Source organism: Tenuifilum sp. 4138str (assembly GCF_041102575.1).
Classification (GTDB): domain Bacteria; phylum Bacteroidota; class Bacteroidia; order Bacteroidales; family Tenuifilaceae; genus Tenuifilum; species Tenuifilum osseticum.
The window spans coordinates 1-24,984 of record NZ_JBGCUE010000014.1 but is presented as its reverse complement, the minus strand read 5'-3'; the positions used below and the strand labels follow the sequence as shown (position 1 = coordinate 24,984).

Below are 24,984 nucleotides of genomic sequence, written 5' to 3'. Positions count from 1 at the left end.
TTATATAGCCATGAAAAGATTAAAATCAATATCGATAGCTATTATAGGAGTAACTTGCCTTCTCCTTTTAGTTCTCATAGCTAGTCGGGCACAAAACGCCAACAGTTGCTCAAAGCCAATGAACACCCAACTCCCAAGTTCAGATCTGGGACAAATTAAACATATTGCAATCCAGGGATCCGATGTGACCATTATTGGCCCCAACGGGGGTCAGCTCAATTTCAGAAAACAACGAAATACAACCGATTTGACCCCCATTTTTGGAAAACCAGACCGTATTACCGATTTCTACGCCGAAATGGAGTCGGAATGGTGGAAGAAATGGGAGTACCCTGGGGCTAAATTTTACATAATTCCTAACAAAATGTTTGATTCTTTTGAAATTGGAGGTCCTGGCTTTAAGCTAAACGTCAAGGGAACTATACTGGAGGTCGGCAAGCCCATCGATGAACTAGCCAAGGCGTTTCCTGATTTTAAGAATTACATTATTAAAAATCGAACTGTTAGTTTTGCATTCCAAATGGCAGACGGTAAACTTTCAGATGAGTTTATGGGAATAACATTTGACCCTGTCACCCGGAACATAACTTCCATGTACAACGGTATGCCATAGTACCTTTTATACAGCACCCCCTTAAAATGATAAAGGGGGTGCCTTAAACTTAATCATGCTTAATAAATTTGTAAACGGCAACATCACCCTTACCAACTATCAACTTCAAACTATTTCCATTAACTTTGCAACATCAATTTTTATGGCATGGAAATTAAGGATGTGGTGTATAGCCGCAATGTGGTTGAGTTTGTAACGGTGGCAAAGGAGTTCTGCGCTTTTCTTGAGGGTTGCGAAAAGCACACCGCAAAATCGTTTGTTGGGGCTTGCAACAAGGTGCTTCCCCTACTCTACTACAAGGCAACCCTTTTGCCCGAAACCGAACCGGTTTACGACGAAAACAACGAACAATTTGTTACCGAGAGCGATTACTCCTCGGTAGAGAACAAGGTGGAGTATTTGCTCGGGCAACATAACCAGTATGTAGAGGTAAACGACCCCCGAGTGGACGAACTAACCGGCCTATATACCGCAAGTATAGCCGAGTACATGGCCGATATCTACCAGGATTTAAAAAACTTTGTTTTGCGGTACCAGGTAGGGAATACCTATGTGATGAACGATGCCCTTTGGGAGTGTACCAATAACTTTAAGGACTTCTGGGGTATCAGGTTGGCTAATCTTATAAGAGCCTTCCATATACTGGCGCATCAAAATATCGACCTTGATAATATAAAGCATCCCGATGAAAGCGAGGGTTCCGAACGCGATACCTCTGATTGGTTTGTTACCCGCCGCCAGCAGGATATGGATCATAATGAGCTAATGTAATGTTTGCATCCAGTATCGATAAGGAAACCCTAAATTCTTTACCTCGAATCCATTTTACGGGGCAAATTGTTGTTGCCGAAAAGGAGAGCGATTTGTTACAATGGTTACCCATGTTATGCCAGGAGAAAATAATTGGCTTCGATACTGAGTCGAAACCATCGTTTAAGAAGGGTAAGATAAATGGAATCTCATTGCTGCAGCTGGCAAACAGCAAGTTGGCTATTCTTGTAAGGCTAAAGAAAACAGGCATCCCTGATACCCTTAAAGAATTTTTGGAGAACCCCGAAATAGTTAAGGTTGGCGCAGCCACACACGACGATCTGAAGGGACTGCAAAAACTAAATCGCTTTACTCCGAACGGATTTATTGACCTTCAACGTATAGCGCCAACCTATGGTATTGAAGAACTGAGTGTAAAAAAACTCTCGGCGGTGGTTCTGGGAGCTACTGTTTCCAAGGGGCAACAGCTCAGCAACTGGGAAGCCGATGTGCTTACCGAAGCACAAAAAATATATGCATCGACCGATGCTTGGGTATGCAGGGAAATCTATCTTAAACTCATATCACACACCCCGAAACAAGAGCATTAATGGAACGACCCAGAATAACTCTCAAACCCGGTAAAGAGCAATCGCTTCAGAGGTTTCACCCATGGATATTTTCAGGCGCAATTAAATCGGTAACCGAGATGCCCGATGAGGGGCAGGTGGTTGATGTATTAGGCTCCGACGGTAAGTTTTTGGCTACAGGGCACTTTGCCTCAGGATCAATTGCTGTCAGGGTTTTATCGTTTCAACCAGCTGAAATTGATAAAACATTTTGGTTAAGCCGAATTAGCAATGCCCTTAATCTTCGCAGGTCCATAGGCCTATATCCAAACACCGATACAAACATTTTTCGCTTGGTTCATGGTGAGGGCGACCTTTTACCTGGGCTAATAGTTGACATTTATGGCGATACTGCCGTAATGCAGTGCCATTCGGTTGGAATGTACATGGCGCGCACCGAAATTGCCAACGCAATAATGCAAGTCCTCTCCAATACCGTAATCGCCGTTTACGATAAAAGTTCAGGAACATTACCATACCGTGAAAAATATAACCCATCCGATGGGTACATCGTCGGATCAGAAAATGTCAAGGTGCCATATTTGGAGTATGGAAATAAATATCACATATCGTGGACTGATGGCCAAAAAACAGGTTTTTTCATCGACCAGCGCGAGAATAGGCTACTGCTGCAATCGTACGCCAGAGGTAAATCGGTACTTAACACATTTGGATACACCGGAGGTTTTTCTGTATCGGCTCTAAAGGGTGGAGCCACTGAGGTTATTACTGTTGATAGCTCGGCGCAAGCTATTACTCTGGCCAACCAGAATATTGAGCTAAACTTTGGCGCTAATGCTCCACATACCGGCGTAGCCATGGATACCTTTGAGTACCTAAGAACCTGTAACCAAAACTTTGATATTATTGTGCTCGACCCACCTGCCTTTGCCAAACATAACGATGCCCTACGAAATGCCTTACAAGCCTACAAAAGGCTTAACCTTGCTGCTATCCGTAGGTTGAACCCTGGCGGATTACTTTTCACATTCTCCTGCTCGCAGGTGGTTAGTAAAACCGATTTCCGGAATGCGGTTTTTTCGGCAGCAGCCATTTCAGGTCGTCAGGTAAGCATTATTCATCAGCTTACTCAACCTGCCGATCATCCAATAAACATTTACCATCCGGAGGGTGAGTACCTGAAAGGACTCGTGTTAAGTGTGATGTAAATTATCACCTTACAAACACCCACTTAGTAGCAGTAGAAAGGGGATCGCTAAAGCTATACCCCTCGTAATCGAAGAGTTTTAATTCTTCTGCATTCACTATTTTGTTCTTTACCGCAAAGCGTGCCATAAGGCCGCGAGCCCTCTTGGAAAGTATTGGAATTACCTTTAGCCCCTCAGGGCGATTCTCCTTGAATTCAATGTTAATAAACCTATCACCAAAATGCTTATCGTTAATAGCCCTAGAATACTCCCTTGAAGCAAGGTTAACCAAATACCCATCACTTACATTCTGGTCAAGTACCCCTGTAATGCTATCACCCCAAAAATCGTAAAGCGATTTATGTTGCCCAACCTTAATTTTGCACCCCATTTCTAAACGATAAGGTTGCATGAGGTCAAGCGCCCTCAATACACCGTATAATCCTGAGAGCATAAAAACGATTTGATTGGAAAATGCAAGTTCATCGTCAGTAAAATCGGTAGCCTGTAATCCTTCATAAACATCGCCGGCAAAGGTAAGGATTGCAGGTGTGCTATTTTCAGGAGTAAAAGGCAAATGCCAATTAGCATACCTTGTGAAATTGAGGTCAGCAATATCTTGACTAACACCTAAAATCTCTTTTAGCTCAACCGGGCTATAAGTCTTTAGCTGTTTCACAAGTTCCTGAGCCCTATCAAGAAAAACAGGCTCAGAGTAATTTTTACCTACCACTTTTAAATTGCTTCTCAACGTTTTTGCAGGCGAAAGCACTATGCAGTAGTTCGTGTAATTTCCCATATCTCATAATTTTTTGTTTTCTGTTTCAATTTCAGAAATTTGTTGTATCTTTAAATTAGAAACAAAGTAGAGCATACTGGGTTCAAAGGATGAGTAATAAAAGCTTACCAGTTTTTAAAAGTAGTAAAAATGTTTGCCACAAGTGGTGGACTGCCATATTTATTGTCATTTCCTTTATAGCGCTTGCTTTACCTTTACAAAGTTTTTCCAGACCCGGTACAAAGGTTATACTCCAGCTCAAGTGGAAGCATCAGTTCCAGTTTGCTGGGTACTACGCTGCCATTGAAAAAGGGTTTTACGCTCAGGAAGACCTTGATGTTGAGCTCAAGGAGTTACCCCAAAACACAAATGTGATTACCGAGGTTCTTGAAGGTAGAGCCCAGTTTGGGATAGCCAATGCCGACATTATTATACATTACGTTAATGGAGCCCCCGCTGTTGTGCTTGCGCCCATATTCCAGTCAAGCCCAGCTGCACTTGTGTCACGAGCCGAGCGTAATATTACCAGACCACAGGATATTGCCGGCAAAACCATTGAAATAAATGCAAAAAAATCGGGTTCGGTTGAAGTGCTTACCATGCTTAGCCTTGAGGGTGTTAAACCCTCGCAGTACCAAGTAACGGAATCGTCGCTTTCACTTAACAAGCTGTTGAATAACCAAACCGATGCCAGTGAGGTTTACCTGACAAATGAACCCTATTTCCTCGAAAAATTTGGGATACCCTATAACCTGATTCTGCCCCATAAGTATGGCGTTGACTTTTACGCCGAATGCTTATTTACCACCAAGGAGATGATTAGTAAAAATCCTGAACTGGTTGATGCTTTCCTTAGAGCATCCATTAAAGGATGGGAGTACGCCCTTGAAAATTCGGAGGAAATAGCACAGGTAATTCAATCAAAGTATAAAACCACAAAAACTCTTGATCACCTCATATTTGAATCGCAAAAGGTGAAGGAGTTTATTCAACCTAACTTTATAAATGTTGGGCATTCAAACAAAGGCCGATGGCTACAAATGATGGAAACCCTTTTACAGGCCGGATTAATTAACAAAACAAAACCTATTGACGATTTACTTTACAACCCAAAGCAAAAAAAACATTCACCTTTTACCGATAAATGGTTTATTTTGGTTATTGGCACATTGTTGCTGCTAACTTTCATATTACATTTTTGGTATATTAATAGGGTCAATAAGCGCAAGCAACAATTAGTAAACACCCACAAGCAACAGGTTGAGAACTTAAAGCAAGAGTTACAGATGTTAAACACCCATCTGGAAGAGACTGTTCAACGAAACAAAGACCTTGAATCGTTCAAGGAATCGCTACTCTCCAACCTCTCGTTTGAGATTCGAACCCCACTCAATAACATAATTGGTTACAGTGAACTTTTAAACGACCCAAAAATTAAACCCACGCAAGCGCTTCAATTTTCCAAGGAGATAAATAAAAGCTGCCGTCTACTCCAGAATCAAATTGATAATCTTATTGACCTCTCAAAACTGGAATCGAACCAGTTCCGATTGGTTTACCAACGCATTAACCTGATGGAACTTATGAACACACTACAGGTTATGCTGCTGAATGAGCTTAAGCTCTTTGATAAAGAGCATATCGCCATAAAGGCATTCCTTGACCCCAATGAGATTGACTTTGATATCCTATCGGACCGAAACCTTTACAAGAGTATATTCCAAAGGCTAATTAACAATGCGGTAAAGTTTACGTCGAAAGGTTACATTGAGATTGGCGTAAGAAAGTCGGAAAGGAATGGTCACCTCCTTTTCTGGATACAGGATAGCGGAACAGGAATAGAGATTGAAAAATCAAAAACATTATTTAACCGCTTAAATATTGAAGAGTCGCGCGATGGGTTTGGTGTACTACAAATGGGACTCCCTGTTGTTAAGGGTATTGTGGATCTGCTGAACGGGAAAATTTGGGTAGAAACAGCTGAGGGTACCGGAACTACTGTGAATATTGAAGTTCCCTACACGCCAATTGGCAGCCACAAAGCAAAAACATCTCATAAAAAATCACCATTCTACATACATCAAGACCCGCCAAAGCTGAAAAATAAAAAGATTCTGATTGTTGAAGATATTCAATCGAACTTCATTCTGCTAAGCAGACTCCTGGAAGAAACTGGTTGTAAGCTAGAGCACGCCAAAACCGGAGACGAGGCGCTCAAAAAGGTTGAAAACACCCCCGACTTTGACCTAATTTTCATGGATTTAAGGCTAGCTGACATGGATGGTATTGAAATCACGCGCCAAATCCGAAAGAAGAACACCAGGGTGGTTATAGTGGCACAAACCGCCTACAGTTCAGGAGTAAAAGTAAACATGAGCATTGAGGCAGGCTGTAACGATTTTATTACCAAACCAATAAGTCGCATCGACCTTTACAATGTTCTTCGTAAGTACCTTGTAACCGACGATCACACAGCCTAACCCAGGGGTAACCGAGCTAAAGGGGGCTCATCGAGCGGCGATGTCTTTCCTTCAAGGTAGCTGTAGTAACCCACAATGGCAATCATTGCAGCATTATCGGTAGTAAACTGCTTCTTAGGTAGGTAAACCTTCCATCCCCTCTTTTGGCCAAGTAGCTGTAAAGCATTTCGTAATCCTGAATTTGCTGCCACGCCTCCAGCAATGGCAATCTCCTTTATCCTGTACTTACGTACAGCTTGCTCAACCTTACTTAGCAGTATCTCAATAATAGTTTGCTGAAGCGAGGCGCAAATGTCGGGTAGGTGTTCGTTAACAAAGTTTGGTTCAGTGTATAGTTTATCGCGCAGGGTATAAAGGAATGATGTTTTTAATCCGCTAAAGCTAAAATCGAGGTCGGGTATATTCGGCTTGGCAAACTTAATGAATCCAGGGTTACCCTCGGCAGCAAGCTTATCAATTACAGGCCCACCAGGGTAAGGCAGCCCAAGCACCTTGGCACACTTGTCGAATGCCTCGCCCGCTGCATCATCAATTGTTTGGCCAACTATTTCCATATCCATTGGACCCCGAACCAACATGATTTGGGTGTGACCCCCTGAGACCAAAAGGCATAAAAAGGGGAACGATGGGTGAATAGCATTGGGCTCATCCTTAATGAAGTGCGAAAGCACATGACCCTGTAAGTGATTAACCGATATTATTGGAACTCCCAGCGTGAGCGCCGCTCCCTTTGCAAACGATGCCCCTACAAGCAACGAGCCCAGCAACCCCGGACCTCGCGTGTAGGCTATTGCATCTATTTCCGCAATGGTAACCCCAGCGTTACGCAGGGCAGTATCTACAACAGGAATGATGTTAGCCTGATGAGCACGCGAGGCTAACTCAGGCACAACTCCACCATACTGTTTATGTACATCCTGGCTGCTAATTACATTCGATAAAAGTAGCTGATCGCGGATAACTGCTGCTGAGGTATCGTCGCACGATGATTCTATCCCAAGTATTGTTACGCTCATCAATAAAAATTGAAATAATACAAAAAAAGTTTAAAAACCTATCCTCACCTATTTCAAAAGCCCAAGCATTTGTATATTTTAGGAACAAATTTTGATGCTCACATACCAGAAATAACTTAGCAAAGGTATTAAAAAACTACTTAAAATACTGATTTGGGGGTTTGTTACACTACTCGCAATCCCTACACTTGCTTGGCTGCTTCTGCAAAGCAGCCAGGTACAAACCTATATTATTAATAAAACCACCCATTATTTACACCAAAAAACAGGAATTACAGTAAACATTAGAAAAGTTGATGTTAGGCCATTTACAGGCATTTTACTAAAAGATGTTTTCGTTGCCGATTTGAACAACGACACCCTAATCTACGCCAAAAGAGTAATAGCGTCCATTTCACAGATTGATACCGACGCCGGGCTTTTCCGGTTTGGTAAAGCAAGGGTTGACAATGCTAAGTTCTACCTTATTACTGATAGTTCAGGGGTAACAAGCCTAAATGCTCTCCTGCTTAAAATTAATTCCGACACCACTCAATCGCCCGATTCGGGCAGGTTTAACCTGCAAATAGGAAATATTGTTCTTAAGAACTCCAGTTTTAAGCTTGTTCAGCAAGGGGCCGACAGCCTTACTCCGGGAACAATAAACTTTCAGAATCTTGTTCTTTCAGGAATCAATTTGGAAGCAAGCGAGTTTAACCTGGACGGCGATACCATTGGAATACTAATTAATGGTTTAACGGCTCAGGACCATTCCGGATTTAAAATAGATAACCTGCGAAGTAAGATTACCATTTGCAGTAAGTTTATGCATTTCAATAACCTGCGCCTGCGGGCAAATGGCTCGAGCCTATCCATGAACCATCTTTTATTCGACTTCGACGGGTGGGATAGCTTCAGCAATTTTACTTCACGGGTTAGAATAAATGCCAACTTTGAAGGCACCTACCTGCATACCAGTACCTTGGCCTACATTGTTACCGAACTTAAAAATTATAGCGTTGGGTTAAGGGTAACCGGGCAAGTTAAAGGCTATGTGGACGATTTAAGGGCACGGAACCTTGAGCTGGGCTTTGGCAATATTTCGGAGATAGCCCTTAACGCCAACCTGACCGGCTTACCCAAAATCGATAATACCCTTTTCTCAGTGGACCTGAAAAAACTTCAGACTTCTAGAAAAGATCTGATGCAATTCAAGGTAAATGGTAGCGGAAAACCTCTAATCGATTTGCCCGAAGAGCTTGATCGTCTTGGGCTAATAAACTACGTTGGAAGATTCTCCGGCTACCTCAGCGACTTTGTTACCTACGGTACCCTAACATCGGCTCTAGGAGCAATTGATTTTGATGTTTGGATGAAACCCGGCAAAACCATTAAAAGCGAATTTAAGGGCAAAGCATCGGCTAACAATTTCAAGCTTGGCCAGCTCTTAAACGAAAATTTAATCGGAAGCCTGTCGTTCCTATCCAGCATATCCGGTACAGTCAATAAACAAGGAGAACTTAGAGCTTTTACCGATGCCCATATACGGAAACTCGAGGCTAATGGTTATGATTATAAGGATATCGATATCTCCGGTAATCTAGGGAACAACTCATATACCGGAACCATCAACCTTAACGACCCCAACTGTAAGCTTAACTTTTTGGGTAGGGTTGACTTTTCCGACACCATTCCCGTGTTCGATTTCTCACTCTTTGCCCCTCGCATCGATTTGGTTAAGCTCAACCTTAACAGGGTTGACTCCGTTTCAGTGGCATCGTTCCTTTTAACCGCAAAGTTTTCCGGCAATACCCTCGACAATAGTAAGGGCGAAATAAAACTGGTTAACTCTACCTACCGTAACCAACGCGGCGAGTTTAAGATTGCCGACCTTACAATTACTGCCGATAACACCAATGAAAGTAAGGTTATTACGCTTAAATCCGATATTGCTGAGGGTGAAATACGCAGTAGGCAAAGCTTTTCTAGGTTCCCCTACTACATGAACAAGGTTCTGTCGCGTCATTTACCTGCCCTTAGGCAGGATGAATCCAATGAGAAATCCAAAGCTCCACAACATAACGCTGAGGAGTATAACGATTACCTCATCAAGTTTAGGTTAAAAAAGACACAAAAGGTTACCAGCATTTTGGTGCCAGACCTAAGCATTGCCGAAAACTCATCGCTTTTTGGCATATTAGATCCCAACAAGGAAACCCTAACCTTTAAGCTAAAGGTGCTTGAATTAGTAACAGGCAGCACCGTTTTTAAAAATCTAAGTGTTGATGGCGAAACCCGCGATAGCATTCTGGAAGCCAATGTGCTAATGCCCGAAATAAAGGTTGGCAACAGCTACATCCGAAACCTTAAAGTAAACGCTACCACCCAAAACAATATCGTAAGGTGTAATATTAACTGGAACAACTACTCAACACCTTCTACCCTGGGCGATATTAACCTGATTGCCGACTTTAAAGCGTTCTCGCAACCTAACAGCACAATAGATATTAATTTTCTACCCTCATCGCTTATTATAAACGACTCCACATGGAACTTGTCTCCATCGCTGGTTCGTATCGATTCATCTACCGTACAGTTTTCAAATATTGCCCTTTCCAATAAGCACCAACTAATTAGCATAACCGGTAAAGCGTCGCAGCTTAATTCGGACACTATAGCAGTAACGCTCAAGAACATCGACCTATCATACCTGAACTTTTACCTGCACGATTCCGGTTATAAGCTGAGCGGTTGGATAAATGGCGATGCCTTGGCAACTGGCATCCTGCTAAACCCTATACTTCAAGCCAAGATTGGGATTGATAAGTTTGTGGTAAATAATCAAAATATTGGAGATGTTAAATTCCAGAGCACCTGGCACGGTAGCGAGAATAGAATTAACCTTTTACTAAGCAACCAAAGGGCCGATACCCTAACACTCCTTGCCAAAGGCGATTACTTTACTGATAAAGGCAACTTCAACTTTGATGTAAACATTAACCAGGCAAAGCTAGCCCTTATTGCTCCCTTACTGGAAGGGAATGTTTCCAACCTACATGGCCGTATGAATGGCTCACTTAAAATCAAAGGCGATGCCAATAAACCCATAGTGGATGGTAGTATTGGCTTTGACAATGCCGGACTAACCATTGATTTTCTGCAAACCCACTATACCCTTTCCGACAGGGTAACCATTAACAACAGCAATATTGTATTAAACAATTTCAGGTTGACCGATAGGTTTAATCGAACATCGGCTATAAACGGAACCATTCAAACCAACTACTTTAAGAATTTCAACCTTGGACTTAGGTTGAACATGCAAAATTTCCTTTGCATGAACACCCGTGAAACCGATAACGAAACGTTTTATGGAACTGTTTTTGCCTCCGGGTTTGTGGATTTATTGGGTTCGCCCGACAACCTAAACCTCAACATAAACCTTAAAACCGAGAACAGAACAGCAATTTATTTACCCCTTTCCTCCACAAGCACTGTGGAAGAATCAAACTTTATCAGCTTTGTAAACAACAACCCCGATTTGATTGAGATTGAAGAGGCAGTGCAGAATGTTCAAACCTCATCATCCAACATCAACATTACCATGGATTTACAGGTAACCCCCGAAGCCGAGGCGCAAATTATTATTGACAAGAAGCTAGGCGATATTATTAAAGCAAATGGCAGCGGTAGCCTGCGAATGGAAATTAACCCGTCAAAAGACGTTTTCCGTATGTTTGGCCGCTACACCATTGAGCAGGGTGATTACCTTTTCACCCTCTCTGGGGTTATCAATAAGCGTTTTCGCATTGAGCAGGGCAGCTACATCGATTGGAATGGCGACCCGCTAGATGCTAACATGGATATCAAGGCCGTGTACCGGGTAAAAACCTCACTTAAGCAGCTCTTGCTCGACGATAGTTACACAGCCCGTGTTCCGGTTGATTGTAAAATCATGCTATCGCAAAAGCTCCTTACACCATCAATCAAGTTTGGTATCGACTTCCCTAACCTCGACCAGCAAACCAAGGCTTTGGTCGACGGAATGCTCAATACCGAAGAAAAAATAAATACCCAGTTCCTAGGGCTGCTGGTAATAAACAGCTTCATTTCCGACCCCGGAATGACCTCGGCTGGCACCCAAACCTCCAATGCCAGCCTTGGTACTACCGGCTTATACAATACTGCCAGTGAGCTACTTTCCAATCAGCTAAGCAATTGGCTCTCCCAATGGAGCAAAAACTTTGATATAGGTATAAACTACCGCCCGGGTCTGGAGAACGAGCTCAGCTCTGACCAGGTTGAAATGGCGCTATCAACCCAAATACTGGACGATAGGGTTTCCATTAGTAGTAACGTGGGTGTGGGTGGCAATAAGAACTCTAGCAATGCACTTGTTGGCGACTTTACCGTTGATATTAAGCTCAACAAAAGTGGAAAACTCCGTGGTAAGGCCTTTGCACGTAACAATAATGATGTTTTGCTAACAAGTCAGCAGAACAACTACACCACTGGTGCTGGTATTGTTTACCGTGAGGATTTTAACACCATCAGGGAGCTTTTCAACTCAATCTTCAGCAAGGATAAACAGTATCCAAACGATACTTTACAAAACGATAGCAGCACCAACCAAAATTCTACCAATACAAACTTGCCCGATACTAGCTTTGTTAAGATAAATTAGCACTGTGCTCACCTATTTGAACAATGAAAAGTGGAATAATACGTTTTTTTACTAATTTTCGGAAAATTTAAAAATAATGAATACGATGCTATCCATGTTTGTTCTTCTTCAAACTCCGGCCGGTGTTAATCCCGGAACGCAAGGTGAAATATCTTTAAGTTTTCTAGAACTTGCCCTTAAAGGCGGATGGATAATGATTCCGATATTTTTACTATCGGTAGCAGCCGTTTACATCTTTTTTGAGCGCTATTTTGCCATTCGAAAAGCCTCAGTTACCGATGTCAATTTCATGAACCGTATCAGGGAGTATATACATGAGGATAAAATAGATGCTGCTATTGCCCTTTGCCGGTCGCAAAACACACCGGTAGCCCGCATGATTGAGAAGGGAATACAGCGCATTGGTCGCCCGCTGCCCGATGTAAATGCAGCCATAGAAAATGTTGGGAACCTGGAAATTTCAAAGCTCGAGGAGAGTTTGCCATTCCTGGCAACCATTGCTGGTGGCGCCCCCATGTTAGGATTCCTAGGAACTGTTCTAGGTATGATCCGTGCCTTTTACGATATGTCCATGGCTGGAAATAACATCGATGTGGGCTTGCTCTCAAACGGTATCTACACCGCCATGGTGACAACCGTAGCCGGTTTAATTGTTGGTATTTTTGCATACTTTGGATACAACTACCTGGTAGCCCGTATCGAAAAGGTTGTTTTCAACCTTGAGGCCAACACCAACGAGTTTATGGATTTACTCTACGAACCTGTTTCGTAAAAATTTACCCCTATGGCACTCAAACGAAGAGTAAAGGTTGAACCGAGCTTTAGCATGTCGTCCATGACCGATATAGTATTCCTTTTACTTATCTTTTTCATGGTATCGTCAACCCTTATTCACCCCAATGCGCTAAAGCTTTTGCTACCCCAAAGTAATAGCCAGGTATCGGCAAAGCCCATAACCTCGGTTTCCATTACTGCCGATAGAAATTTTTACCTGGAAACGGTTCCCGTTACCCTCGGGCAACTGGAATACCTTTTGCAGCAAAAGATGAAAGGACAGGACGATCCTACCATTGCACTACACGTTGATAGAAGCGTACCCATGGAGGAGGTGGTTAAGGTTATGAATATTGCCAAGGATAACAAGTACAAGCTTATTCTGGCAACCCAACCATTACAGAAAAGGTAGTAAGAATAGAAATGACAAAAACCGAATATAGAGTAAGAGGAATAGTGGGAACAATCCTGTTCCATTCACTTCTTGTATTCCTATTGATAGTATTCGGTTTTAGTACCCCGTTGCCATTGCCGGCCGAGAGGGGCATCCTAATAAACTTTGGTAATTCCGACGATGGTAGTGGAATTGAAGAACCTCGTGTTCAGGAAGCATCGTCAATGCCCCAACAGGCACAGGCAAGCAAACCCGCTGAGGAATCGCCATTAACCCAAACCCACGAGGAGGCGCCATCGCTTCCTACCCCAAAGAAGGAATCGACCAAAAAGGAGCAAACTAAAAGTAAAACCGAAACCACTACTCCCCAACCCACCCAGAACACCCAAACCACCCAAACAAATACTGAAGAAATCCCAAAGGTAAATCAAAAGGCTCTTTTCCCTGGTCATAAAACCTCCGGTAGCACTACCGGTGAGGGTGAAACCGGTAAGCCCGGCAACCAGGGTGGACTTGAAGGATCACCTGAATCTGCCAACCGTACCGGAACTACAGGCGGAGGTGGCGATGCTGAAAGGGGCATTATTGCAAACCTTCAGGGCAGAACCGCCCAAAGCCTTCCAAAACCGGAGTACCCATCGCAAAAGGAAGGACGTGTTGTGGTTGAGGTTACTGTTGATAACCGAGGAAACGTAACAAAGGCTGTTGCAGGGGTTAGGGGTTCAACTACGCTCGACAATCAGCTACTGCGTGCCGCTGAAAAGGCAGCCCTTAATGCCAAGTTCAATGTTGATCCCAATGCTCCTGCTTCGCAAATTGGGACAATAACTTACATTTTTAAACTTCAGTAATTCAAGGGCTAGAATAGAAGCAATTTTAAGGCAAAAGCGAACACGCACACCAGCAAAAACCAACGAATAAACACGGAGCCCTTCTTAACAGCCACATGGGTTGCAACCCAAGCCCCTAACATATTTCCTACCCCCATGGTAATGCCAATCAGGTAATCTACCTGATTATTGTATATAAACACTCCTAAAGCCAACACGGTAAATACGAAAGTAATCAACACCTTTATGGCGTTAGCCTTAACCAAATCCACGCCTGCTCCAAGAACTAACCCGGCCAGTAAAAAGTAACCTACACCGGCCTGAATAAAACCTCCATAGAAGCCAATAGCCATGAATACTACAAACCGTAAGGGAGTTAAACGGATGTTAGAATTGGGGCTTGATGGGTTGAGCCATCGCTCTGGTTTAACGAGTAATAAAACAAACATAAACACCAAAAGTACACCAATTATACGGTTCATTAGGAGTTCATCGATATCAACCGCCACCATTGAACCAATCAAAGCACCAATAGCTGCAGGTAAGGTAAGCCAAATACCCTCGCTCCATTCAAAAACCTTCTTTTTCTTAAACCCGCCAACAGCAGCAATGCTCTGCATAAAAATCCCAATTCGGTTAGTGCCATTGGCTACATTGGCTGGCAAGCCAAGAAAAATGAGTACGGGTAGAGTAAGCAACGACCCACTTCCTGCCAAGGTATTGATAAATCCTGCTGCTGCCCCAACAAAAATCACAAGGACATAAAGCCAAAAATCCATCTTAGCTATACTTTTTGTATTCAGCCCACTCACAGGCTATGCCCTTTGCCTGGGCAACCTCGCAAATCTTCTCTTTAATCTCCTTTAGCTTAACGTATGGGAGCCAGCCCAAGCTAATGGTTGTGCGCTTGCCCGAACGCTTGTAAAAAGCTAGGTAGGTAGGGCCTATCTTAACTTTAGTAATGGTTTCCCAGATTATCGTTTTTGGAGTTTTGCTTAGCATGCCAAACTTGTACTCAAGAGCATAGGCATCGGATTGGATATACACACGTGCATTGTAGGTAGAGTAGGCAAAGTAGATGTAAATGGCAACCTGTAATATAACCGGAATAAGAACAGCCAAACGGGTAATATCGCTTCCTATTAGGTAGAACGAAAGCGCAACTGTAACTACCAGGATTAAAGCACCACCAATCCAAAGCCTAATCAGCTTTGATTTTTTATGGCTAATTTCGTTAAGTTCAATGGTAAAGGTATCCATAGCCAGCAAATTTTTCATGCAATTTACTAAAAAACCCCAATAGCCTATGCCATTGGGGTCAAATAATTTAGGTTGATACCGATTACCAGGCAAAGAGTGGGAAATCCTTCATTAGCTTGTTTACCTCAGCCCTTACCTCGGCAATAACTTTCTCGTTATCAATATTGGATATTACCCTGTCAATCAGATCCACAATAACTGGCATGTGGTTTTCCTTTAAACCACGGGTGGTAATGGCAGGAGTACCAACACGGATACCCGAGGTTTGGAATGGGGAACGGCTATCGAAAGGAACCATATTTTTATTTATGGTGATATCGGCTAGCACCAGCGTGTTTTCCACCTTTTTACCGGTAATATCGGGGAATTTTGTACGCAGATCGATAAGCATAGAGTGGTTATCGGTTCCACCCGAAACCACCTTGTAGCCTTTATCAATAAAGGCTTGCGCCATAGCGGCAGCATTCTTTTTCACCTGGGTTTGATACTCCTTGAACTCAGGTAGAAGGGCTTCGCCAAAAGCTACTGCTTTTGCTGCAATAACATGCTCAAGAGGGCCACCCTGAACACCGGGGAAAACACTGGAGTTTAGTATCTGCGACATCATTTTCACCTCACCCTTAGGAGTGGTTAACCCCCATGGATTGGGGAAATCCTTACCCATCAGTATGATACCACCGCGGGGGCCGCGGAGAGTTTTGTGAGTGGTAGATGTAACAAAGTGAGCGTATTTCACAGGATTATCGAGCAAACCGGCAGCAATTAGACCTGCTGGGTGGGCCATGTCAATCATTAGCAATGCGCCAACCTTATCTGCAATCTCGCGCATACGCTTGTAGTCCCACTCACGGGAGTAAGCCGAGGCTCCACCAACTATAAGCTTTGGCTTATGCTCCATGGCCATGCGTTCCATCATGTCGTAGTCAACCCTACCGGTATCTTCCTTTACACCGTACGATACCGCCTTGTACCACATCCCTGAAAAGTTAACGTGCGAACCGTGGGAGAGGTGACCGCCATGCGAAAGGTCGAGTCCCAGGAAGGTGTCGCCAGGTTTCATCACGGCCATGAAAACGGCCATGTTTGCCTGCGCCCCCGAGTGAGGCTGAACGTTGGCATACTCGGCATCAAATAGCTGTTTTAGCCTGTCAATGGCTAGCTGTTCCGACTGGTCAACCACCTCGCAACCACCGTAGTAGCGTGCACCGGGATAACCCTCGGCATACTTATTGGTTAACACCGACCCCATAGCCTCAAGAACCTGAGGGCTAACAAAGTTTTCCGATGCAATAAGCTCAATGCCATGCATCTGGCGCTGGCGCTCCTTTTCAATCAGTTCAAAAATCTGAGTATCGCGTTTCATTCTATTAGTATTTAAAATTATGCCGTAAAATTAACCTTTTAAAAATAATTCAAATACGAGCGCCATGTGTTACTCAACAACTTTTAGTAAAAGTTTTAGAAGCTCATCCTTGTTGATTGGCTTGTACACACACCCCTTTAAACCGTAATCACGACACTTTTCATCGAGCCCTTCAATTGCATAGGCGGTTTCGGCAACAACCCTTAAGCCTGGCTTTTTAGCCAATAGCTGAGCTGCAAGCTCAACTCCATCGGCATCGGGTAGCTTAACATCAATAAGTATAACATCGGGCTCCGGGTTTGAGCCAATATACTTTTGCAACTCATAACCATTCCGGACAAAATCCAACACTGCTCCCGACTGCACTAGCAATTCCCTGAGGAATATCCGGCTAACCGTATCGTCATCAACGATCAAAATCCTCTTTCCGGCTAGGCCCATGGCATTATTTACTGGATCGGACATGGCTTTTGGTTTTTAGTCAACTTATTTTACCAAATATAATGTTAATTTACTGAATTTCAAAATAGTGACAATTTGTTACTCAAAGTTGATTAATACATATCCCTGTCGTTTAGTTCGGGATTTTATCATGCTGTATCAATGTCGTTTAGTTAACAAAAATATACATGCCTGTCATCCTAAGCGGCCTGTCCCGCCCTAGCGGGGAGCGAATGATCTCTAATCGACCCTATCGACGTTTCGCTTAGCTCAACATGACAATAGCTTCACCAACAACGATTCACGAACAACGAACAACGCATCTAGCCCCGTAGGGGCTAAACATTTACAACTCCATTGTCATCCCGAGCGTAGTCGAGGGATCTCATAAAAGGGGAAAGAGATGATTCGACTTAGCTCAGCATGACAATCGTCTAATGAATCGAGCATCAGCAAGTATCACAGAGTTACACTGCGTAACACGGAGTTTCATAGAGCGTGTGACGTGATATTCACCAACAACGATTCACGAACAACGAACAACGTCTCCAGCCCCGTAGGGGCGTAATATTTGTAACCCCACCTGTTAGCACGCGTCTCCAGACGCGTGCATTATTCGCCCTGAAAGAGCATATCACATTAGCCCAGGGTCAAAACCCTGGGTATTGTGGTATTCAAAATTTTTGGCGATGCACACAATGGCATTCCAAAGAGCAACACTGAAACGTTGCATCGCAACAGAATAGCATTGCTAAGAGCAGTTTCCAAAAAAACAACAAGAATTAAAGGTAAAGAGATGCTTCGGCGAGCTCAGCATGACAAGGGAACAGAAAGGAAGATAGGGTTTTTGCCATCTTATTCGCCCTGAAGGGGCAAATAGAATTAGCCCAGGGTCAAAACCCTGGGTATTGTGGTATTCAAAATTTATAGCGATGCACGCAATGCATATACCAAAGAGCAAGGGTGAAGCGTTGCATCGCAAAGGAAAAACATTGCAAAGAGTGATTTTCACGTTCTTTCTTGTCTTGATACAAGAAAGAACCAAAGAAAATCAAGGCTTAAAAGCCCGACCCGAAGGGTACCCCGTGGGTGGAACTGCCACGCGATACTATTCGCACGCCTGTGGCGTGACTCATGTGGTATCGCTTACTAAGCCCACCGCCACGTTCCACCCCCGACCCATTGCCGGGTCAGGCTTTTATGACTCAGCTTGCTTCTTCCGTTCCATTCCCTCTCAGGAAAAGGGGCTGGGGTGAGGTCGTATCCCATGAACAACCTAGATGACCCCTCTAAATCTCCCCTGAAAGGGGAGACTTTAACAGCGCTCCCCTCTCCTGTCAGGAGAGGGGAAGGGGTGAGGTCAATTAGACGAACAACGAACAACGCATCTAGCCCCGTAGGGGCGTAATATTTGTAACACCATGATTATTCTTAAATGTATAGCGATGCACGCATTTACATTCCAAAGAGCATTACTGAAACGTTGCATCGCAACAGAATAGCATGGCTAAGAGCGGTTTCCAAAAAAACAACAAGGATTAATGGTAAAGAGATGCTTCGGCTAGCTCAACATGACAAGTGAGCAGAAAGGAAGATAGGGTTTTTGCCATCCCGAGCAAAGTCTAGGGATCTCTTCAAAGGGTTAATGAGAAAAGAACAATGAAATACTTCAGCGAAGTCTATCCCGATATATCGGGGCTCAGGATGGCAATTGGTATTGCACTACTGGTAACTAAGAAACATCCTACACTCAATACGCAGTTTATACGATAAGGAAAAATAAAAGCTCCGGAATACACCGGAGCTATGAAAAACAATATGCGTTATTATCCCCTGAAAAAGAGTGCCTTGATGATATGGCTAGCCATTTTGGGATTTTCCTTGAGTCGACGGGTTGAGTAACCGAACCACTCCTTGCCAAATGGCACGTAAACCCTCATGGTGTGCCCCCTATCAACTATCGATTTCCGGAGTTCAGGGGTAACACCGTAAAGCATCTGAAACTCATACTTATTCTTGGGTACATTATACTTCTCAATCAGTTTATACGCTCCCTCAATAATTGGTTTATCGTGAGTAGCAATACCTACATAGTTGCCGTTTTTCAGTAGGAATTCAAGATCCTCGAGGAAATGCTGGTTAATCTCTTCGTATTTCTTGTAGGCAATTTCAGCCGGCTCAACATAAATCCCCTTGCAAAGCCTATAGTTGTTAGGATGCTCATCGGTATGGATATCCATTAAATCCTGCAAATCCTTAAGCGTACGCTTTAGGTATGCCTGGAATACCAAACCAACATTTTTGGGGAACTCGGCTTTTAACCTACGGTAGAGTTCAATCTCCATGCTGGTGCAGGGCGAGTCCTCCATATCGATACGGATGAAATTACCGTACGACGCAGCCTTAGCAACAATTTCACGGATATGGTTGTAGCAAATCTCCTTATCAATTAACAGCCCAAACGAGGTGGGTTTCAATGAGTAGTTACCATCTATGTTTTCCTTCTGAATGGTATCAATAAGCTCCAGATACTCCATTTTGTTACGTTCGGCCTCACCTAAATCCTTTATGAATTCACCCAGAATATCAATGGTTACCTTTATCCCTTGAGCATTCAGTTCCTTGGAAACCCTAATGGCATCGGCAATGGTTTCGCCGGCAATGTAACGTTTTGAAAAAATCCACACCAGCTTCTTGGGAAAGTACGGAAGCATTGATGCAATCATCTTATTGAACATAACAATTCAAAATTAATGGTTAAACTTATGGTTACTTTATTGAGTATTCAACGCTAATTACTACCCTAACCCTTTTTACAATATCGCTGTTACCTGAGGCAAAGCTATCGCCACCCGAGAGCGACTGATCCCTGTCGACAATGGTAAACAGCCCCTGGCTTGCCCTTTTAAGTTTGCCAAGCTTAACTCCACTCTCACTGGCAAAGGAGATTGCTGCCTCCCTGGCATTCTGGGTAGCCTCAGTAAGCATTTTGGGCTTAATATCGTTTAGCTTGGTAAAGTAGTACTGGAGGTTATTGGAGTAATCGTTCTGGCTTATAACCACACCGGCACGGACAAGCTCATCGGTTAGGCGGCTTACCTCCTGTACCCTGTCCACATTCGTGCTTCGAACCTGGAGCACCTTAACAATCACATACCTAAAGTTTACATTGTCGTAGCCGCCATACTCATTGGCTAACCTATCGTTAACTCGAATTTCGCGGCTGATAATCTCTTCCTTGCCAATTCCCTTAGCCACAAGGAAATCGATGATCTTCTTCTGATCCTGCTCAATACGTTTAGCCCCTTCAACCAAATCGTTGCTGGCCGCACGGCAGCTTATGCTCCAAACTGCCAAATCGGCTTTTACCTCACGCTCGGCAAAACCTTTTACCAGAATGGTACGGTCGCCATTCCTAAAGTTTTCAATCGACTGGCCTATTAAATAACCGCATAGCCCAAACGCTACAACTATTCCGATCGATATTATCGCTAAATCCGATTTTTTCATGGTCAATGCGTTTGCTTAATGCAAAGTTAGTTTAATAACCAATGATTAAACCATGATTTCAATCATTTTTTTGGACTATAACTCTCTGAGTAATGCTAATGTTATTGTTGCTCAACCTAAAGAGGTAAGCCCCTGAGGGAAAATTCAGGTTTTCGGTTAGGTGACCCGATGAGCTCGATATTGAATTCAGACTGTATCGTTTTAAAGTATTGCCAAGCATATCGAAAATCTCCAGGTAATAATTTTCACCGCCCGAATTGCTATAGGTGACATTTACTTGTCCATTGGTGGGATTCGGATAAACATACATTGTAGCCCTATCAAGGTTAACCTCGGCAGTGCTTGTTACCGATGGCCTTCCGGCCTCAACCCATGCGCTGTAAATCAGCTCAGCCAATCGTTGCGATGCAGCCGCAAATAACCTTTTTGTAAAACCTTTTGTCTTTACCCAAAGAGTATCCCTGTATGCCGATGAGCTGTAATCGGGATTGATGCTCCTGGCATAGTTGTCGGCCTCCAGTATTGAATCTACGTACTGATAGTTGAAGTAGATGTAATCAAATATGTATTGCTGAACATTCTGAACTAAGACTATCTCACGGGGCTGACTATTATAGAACTCATCGGCATGGGCGTTAATCATTGTTGACTCATACCTGGAGTGTATTCCGGTGTTGCCGGTAAGCTGACCATTGTAGTTTTTGGTCAGATGCAGCGGCATATGCCCATCGGCTACATAGTGACCAAGATCAGCGGCCAGCAGCTTAGCCCTATCAATCCTGCCGTTCCGTAAAGCAATAACCAATGAATCGTAGGTTACTTTGGTTGCCCAGGGCAATATACCATTGTCAACCACAAAGCTATTACCATACTTGCTAACAGCTTCGGACAAACTCAGGGGCATCGGCTGGTTGGTAAGAAATTCCGTATAGTTATCAATATCGATGTAATGCTTTGGAGCCTCAGTAGGATCGGAACTTTTACGGTTATCGGCATCCGATGCATGGCCGGCCAGGTAGTTTGCCCAATCGGCAAACTGTTGCATTTCCGTGTTGAACGATCGGCTTGCCTCAAGGCTAATGATGTAATGCCCGGTTCCACCCCACGACGACAATAAAACCAAAACCAAAACTGCTAGTAATAAATGTGCTAACCTTTGCATAATGCTATTTTAAGGTTTTGATTGAATACGGACAATATGGTTTAACTTGGTGAATACTCTGGCTTGCGCGAGTCTGTATACTCTCGTTCGCGCATTCTATGATAAAAAGCAAGGAAAAAATACTAGGCCGCAAATTTTTTTAAATTGACATACGGCGAAGCTCTGTCTATAACAGCAAAGGCTCTGCTCACTATTTTGCAGCGGATGTTGTTGAGCACCAGCATGGGGTTCTTGCCCTCGTGCTTTTTTCGTTCGTAGTACTCCTTCAGCTCTGGGTCGTGCTTGACGGCCGACAGCACGGCCATGTTCAACAGCGATTTCATCTTTTTATCCGCGAGATGGTTAACCCGCGTTTTGCCCCTTATGCTTGAGCCCGATGCGTACTGGAAGGGGGCTATTCCGGAGTAGCAGGCAAATTTCCTCCAGCTTCCGAACCGCTTAAAGCCACCGGTAGCGATAATCATGTACGTTGCGGTCACATCCCCGATACCCGGAACGCTTCTTAGCAGGTTGTACTGTGCGTTCAACGGCTCGTTCCGCTCCCGAACGCCCCGGATTTTAGCATCGATTGCCCTCAGGGCCTTCCGGAGGTACGCAATGGTCTTTCGGTTCTGGGATTCAACGGATTTGTAGATTGATGGGGGAAGGAACGCCGCGCCCTCCGTGGTGCTCTCGAAAAGTTTCAGCGCACGTACCGTCTTATCCCGCTCCGCGAATAGCACCTTCATCCGCTGGATCTCTACCTCGGGCATGGAGGAGGCCTTAAACTTATCGAGACTTCTAACGCTGTACCGTGCAATATCCTGCGCGTCAGTCCTGTCCGTTTTGCCCCGGGTAATGCCCTTGGACTTCTTGATCTCCAGGGCGGGAACCTCCCAGTAGGGGAGCCCCGCCTCGGACAGGCATAGGCAAAGCGGCACGGAGTAGACCCCCGTGTTCTCAAAGCAGAACAGGGTGTCGTCGCCATAAGCGTTGAGGTGCCTTAGCTCGCGGAAAACCCTCCGTATGCCCTGCTGGGTATTTGGAACAACCGACATGCCGACAACGCTCATTCCCTCAGCCTTTAGGATGCAAACATCCAGAGTCGACTTTGATACATCAATCCCGACGTGTGTGGAAAATTTTTTCATACCTTTGTTTTTAGGGGTAAAACAAATGTTGAATTTCCTTAAAGCCTTTACTAGACCTGCAAGTCTATCATTCTATCTAAGGCCATTCAACGGTTGCAGAGGGAGGCGGAGGACTGTTGCGCGAAATAAACCATGAACTTAGCGCGTCTCATAGTTCACCTCCGCTTTCCTCTCAATAAATTTAGTGAAATATTATTTTACAAAGTAAAGGCACGTCTTTTGACGCGTGCGGCATACGCCACTCATTGCTGGCGCGGACTTGTAGTCCGTGACAAATACTTCTTACTCTTTATTGTTTATTTCAACTATGCTTTATTGAAATAACCGCACGGATTGGCTTTGCCGAACAGCAACCGCACGGATTGCAAATCCGCGCGAGCGGGGAGGAAATTATAAAAAACTCAGGCGCAGCCTGTTGCTGATAGCGCGACGGCGGTGCAACCGCCGCCGAACGCGGTTCGTTTATTACTTTTAACAGCCTCGGCCGAACAGGGAAACTCTCGTACGCGTGCGTCTATGGACGCGTGCGGCATACGCCACTCATTGCCGGCTCATTGCTGGCGCGGGCTTGTAGCCCGTGACAAATACTTCTTATTACTTTTTATTGTTTATTTCAACTATGCTTTATTGAAATAACCGCACGGATTGGCTTTGCCGAACAATAACCGCACGGATTACAACCGACCGAAGGGAGCTCACCGAAGGTAAATCCGCGCGAGCGGGGAGGAAATTATAAAAAACTCAGGCGCAGCCTGTTGCTGATAGCGCGACGGCGGTGCAACCGCCACCGAACGCGGTTCGTTTATTGCTTTTTACAACCTCGGCCGAACAGGGTCGGTGTTGTCGAATACTCCATTGCCGTTTACGTCCCAATCGGTGGTGGTAAAGGCAGGTAGCCTACTGGTGACCTTAATGTAGTTTTTGCAGCTCGGCGTAATCGAAGAAATGCGCTAATCTGCAATGATTTAGACTTTGGATAGGTGGGTGTGTTTACAAAAAATTTATAAGCTCTAATATTACTATCACCTTATTAATCTGTTAAAATTATATTCATCTGCTAATATATTAATATTTTGGTTACTAATTGTATCAATTTTAACACTTGTTGTTATAACCTCTCCTGTATTTTCATCGATTATTCCTTTTTCAATTTTTTGAATTATTATTTCTTTATAAGCTACAATAAATCCATTTTCATATTTAAAAAAAGTTTGGGATATTTTATAATCATCCATGCTTTCTTGTTGAATATAAAACCCATTATTTTTTTTAATAATTTTATAATACGGGGAATAAATAATTTTTTCTGCTTTACTTATAAAAGAATACTTAAAATCTTTCTTACCTAAATAAAAAAGAATAAGCGTTTGGATATCATCTGGCCTTACCATTCCTCTATATTTATCAAATACCAAAATCACATCTTTAATTTTATCCTGATTTAAATCAATTAAAATAGTATCTGTTGCACACCACTTTGTAGTATCTAATGGCATTTTATCAAAAGTAAATTTATTTTGACTTTTATTACTGCAACTTATTTGCAATAATATTAATAAAAAATAAATCTTGTTTTTCATAGTCATTCGCATTTTATTATTTGTTTATATTTTTCAAAAATAATTTTTGGCTTAATGGACATATTTCAGGCTGACATGGTGTTTAACCCCCCGCTCGCGCGGATTTGCAACCGACCGAAGGGAGTTCGGCAAAGCCAATCCGTGCGGTAACATTAACATTTCACCCGCCATTGCTTGCGCGGACTTGTAGTCCGTGACAATTACTTCTTACGCTTTACTACCCTCACTCCCGCTCGTTTTTAAACGCGTGCGGCATACGCCGCTCCGCCCGGTAGCCTTCAGTAAATGTAGTAAAAATTCCTTTTTTTATGGCCTAGGCGCAGCGTTAGGCTTGGACGGGTACCAAAATAAAAAAGCCCCGCGGGGTAATCCCGCGGGGCGTAAGGGGGGGGCGGCGACCTACTCTCCCGCTGTGACGCAGTACCATCGGCGCTGGCGGGCTTAACTGCCCTGTTCGGAATGG

Annotated in this window: 21 protein-coding genes and 1 rRNA gene; 10 read left to right on the top strand and 12 right to left on the bottom strand. The window is 43.7% G+C overall.

The genetic code is table 11. The features are described from left to right. Positions 1–10: 10 nt before the first annotated feature. The 4 genes from AB6811_RS12185 to AB6811_RS12170 all read left to right on the top strand — a co-directional run bounded on the left by AB6811_RS12185 (position 11) and on the right by AB6811_RS12170 (position 3,161). Positions 11–613 (top strand): hypothetical protein, encoded by a 603-nt coding sequence (locus tag AB6811_RS12185; RefSeq protein ID WP_369490747.1) that lies wholly within the window; start codon positions 11–13, stop codon positions 611–613. A 147-nt stretch (positions 614–760) separates the two neighbouring features. Next, entirely contained in the window at positions 761–1,384 is a 624-nt protein-coding gene (locus tag AB6811_RS12180; RefSeq protein ID WP_369490746.1) for a DUF5063 domain-containing protein, read from the top strand. Next, on the top strand, positions 1,384–1,974 hold the full coding sequence (locus AB6811_RS12175; protein WP_369490745.1) for a 3'-5' exonuclease: 591 nt from the start codon (positions 1,384–1,386) through the stop codon (positions 1,972–1,974). Before AB6811_RS12180 ends, AB6811_RS12175 begins: the two co-directional genes overlap by 1 nt. Next, positions 1,974–3,161, top strand: a complete 1,188-nt coding sequence (locus AB6811_RS12170) for a class I SAM-dependent rRNA methyltransferase (protein ID WP_369490744.1) — start codon at positions 1,974–1,976, stop codon at positions 3,159–3,161. The genes AB6811_RS12175 and AB6811_RS12170 overlap by 1 nt, the downstream gene beginning before the upstream one ends. A 4-nt stretch (positions 3,162–3,165) precedes the next feature. Here AB6811_RS12170 and yaaA read toward each other — a convergent pair whose 3' ends face one another. Further along, positions 3,166–3,939 carry a peroxide stress protein YaaA gene (gene yaaA, locus AB6811_RS12165; protein ID WP_369490743.1) on the bottom strand — a complete coding sequence of 258 codons (774 nt, stop codon included), beginning with the start codon at positions 3,937–3,939 and terminating at the stop codon, positions 3,166–3,168. A gap of 89 nt (positions 3,940–4,028) precedes the next feature. Between yaaA and AB6811_RS12160 the strand changes: the two genes are divergently transcribed. Then, positions 4,029–6,398: an ABC transporter substrate-binding protein gene (locus tag AB6811_RS12160; protein WP_369490742.1), complete on the top strand. Its 2,370-nt coding sequence runs from the start codon at positions 4,029–4,031 to the stop codon at positions 6,396–6,398. On the opposite strand, the gene tsaD is transcribed toward AB6811_RS12160, so the two are convergent. Next, on the bottom strand, positions 6,395–7,414 hold the full coding sequence (tsaD, locus tag AB6811_RS12155; protein ID WP_369490741.1) for a tRNA (adenosine(37)-N6)-threonylcarbamoyltransferase complex transferase subunit TsaD: 1,020 nt from the start codon (positions 7,412–7,414) through the stop codon (positions 6,395–6,397). The two genes, AB6811_RS12160 and tsaD, sit on opposite strands and share 4 nt — an antisense overlap. Positions 7,415–7,760: 346 nt before the next feature. On the opposite strand from tsaD, the gene AB6811_RS12150 reads away from it, so the two are divergent. The 4 genes from AB6811_RS12150 (at position 7,761) to AB6811_RS12135 (ending at position 14,096) form a co-directional block, all read left to right on the top strand. After that, positions 7,761–12,077 (top strand): translocation/assembly module TamB domain-containing protein, encoded by a 4,317-nt coding sequence (locus AB6811_RS12150; protein ID WP_369490740.1) that lies wholly within the window; start codon positions 7,761–7,763, stop codon positions 12,075–12,077. Positions 12,078–12,153: 76 nt separating this feature from the next. After that, positions 12,154–12,849 carry a MotA/TolQ/ExbB proton channel family protein gene (locus tag AB6811_RS12145; protein ID WP_439655722.1) on the top strand — a complete coding sequence of 232 codons (696 nt, stop codon included), beginning with the start codon at positions 12,154–12,156 and terminating at the stop codon, positions 12,847–12,849. A gap of 12 nt (positions 12,850–12,861) precedes the next feature. Continuing rightward, positions 12,862–13,263 (top strand): ExbD/TolR family protein, encoded by a 402-nt coding sequence (locus AB6811_RS12140; protein WP_369490739.1) that lies wholly within the window; start codon positions 12,862–12,864, stop codon positions 13,261–13,263. Between the two features lie 11 nt (positions 13,264–13,274). Next, positions 13,275–14,096, top strand: coding sequence for a TonB family protein (locus tag AB6811_RS12135; RefSeq protein WP_369490738.1), 822 nt, complete (start codon positions 13,275–13,277; stop codon positions 14,094–14,096). Between the two features lie 8 nt (positions 14,097–14,104). On the opposite strand, the gene AB6811_RS12130 is transcribed toward AB6811_RS12135, so the two are convergent. The 4 genes from AB6811_RS12130 to AB6811_RS12115 form a co-directional block, all read right to left on the bottom strand. Next, positions 14,105–14,854: a sulfite exporter TauE/SafE family protein gene (locus AB6811_RS12130; protein ID WP_369490737.1), complete on the bottom strand. Its 750-nt coding sequence runs from the start codon at positions 14,852–14,854 to the stop codon at positions 14,105–14,107. 1 nt (position 14,855) lies between these two features. After that, on the bottom strand, positions 14,856–15,353 hold the full coding sequence (locus AB6811_RS12125; RefSeq protein ID WP_369490736.1) for a hypothetical protein: 498 nt from the start codon (positions 15,351–15,353) through the stop codon (positions 14,856–14,858). Between the two features lie 64 nt (positions 15,354–15,417). Then, a complete protein-coding gene (glyA, locus tag AB6811_RS12120; RefSeq protein ID WP_369490735.1) occupies positions 15,418–16,698 on the bottom strand; it encodes a serine hydroxymethyltransferase in 1,281 nt (426 codons plus the stop codon). Positions 16,699–16,767: 69 nt separating this feature from the next. Continuing rightward, entirely contained in the window at positions 16,768–17,163 is a 396-nt protein-coding gene (locus AB6811_RS12115) for a response regulator (RefSeq protein WP_369490734.1), read from the bottom strand. A 917-nt stretch (positions 17,164–18,080) separates the two neighbouring features. Between AB6811_RS12115 and AB6811_RS12110 the strand changes: the two genes are divergently transcribed. After that, complete coding sequence (locus AB6811_RS12110) at positions 18,081–18,395, top strand: hypothetical protein (protein ID WP_369490733.1); 315 nt, start codon at positions 18,081–18,083, stop codon at positions 18,393–18,395. Between the two features lie 570 nt (positions 18,396–18,965). Here AB6811_RS12110 and AB6811_RS12105 read toward each other — a convergent pair. The 6 genes from AB6811_RS12105 to rrf all read right to left on the bottom strand — a co-directional run. Next, positions 18,966–19,877, bottom strand: a complete 912-nt coding sequence (locus tag AB6811_RS12105) for a proline dehydrogenase family protein (protein WP_369490732.1) — start codon at positions 19,875–19,877, stop codon at positions 18,966–18,968. 31 nt (positions 19,878–19,908) lie between these two features. Beyond that, complete coding sequence (locus AB6811_RS12100) at positions 19,909–20,649, bottom strand: SIMPL domain-containing protein (RefSeq protein WP_369490731.1); 741 nt, start codon at positions 20,647–20,649, stop codon at positions 19,909–19,911. A gap of 58 nt (positions 20,650–20,707) precedes the next feature. Next, the gene (locus tag AB6811_RS12095; RefSeq protein WP_369490730.1) at positions 20,708–21,811 is read right to left on the bottom strand and encodes a S1/P1 nuclease; all 1,104 of its coding nucleotides are present in this window, start codon (positions 21,809–21,811) and stop codon (positions 20,708–20,710) included. Positions 21,812–21,933: 122 nt separating this feature from the next. Next, on the bottom strand, positions 21,934–22,941 hold the full coding sequence (locus AB6811_RS12090; RefSeq protein WP_369490729.1) for an IS110 family RNA-guided transposase: 1,008 nt from the start codon (positions 22,939–22,941) through the stop codon (positions 21,934–21,936). A gap of 1,022 nt (positions 22,942–23,963) precedes the next feature. Next, positions 23,964–24,521, bottom strand: a complete 558-nt coding sequence (locus AB6811_RS12085) for a hypothetical protein (protein ID WP_369490728.1) — start codon at positions 24,519–24,521, stop codon at positions 23,964–23,966. A 386-nt stretch (positions 24,522–24,907) separates the two neighbouring features. Further along, positions 24,908–24,984: ribosomal RNA gene (gene rrf / locus AB6811_RS13800) — 5S ribosomal RNA — on the bottom strand; the annotation flags it as partial.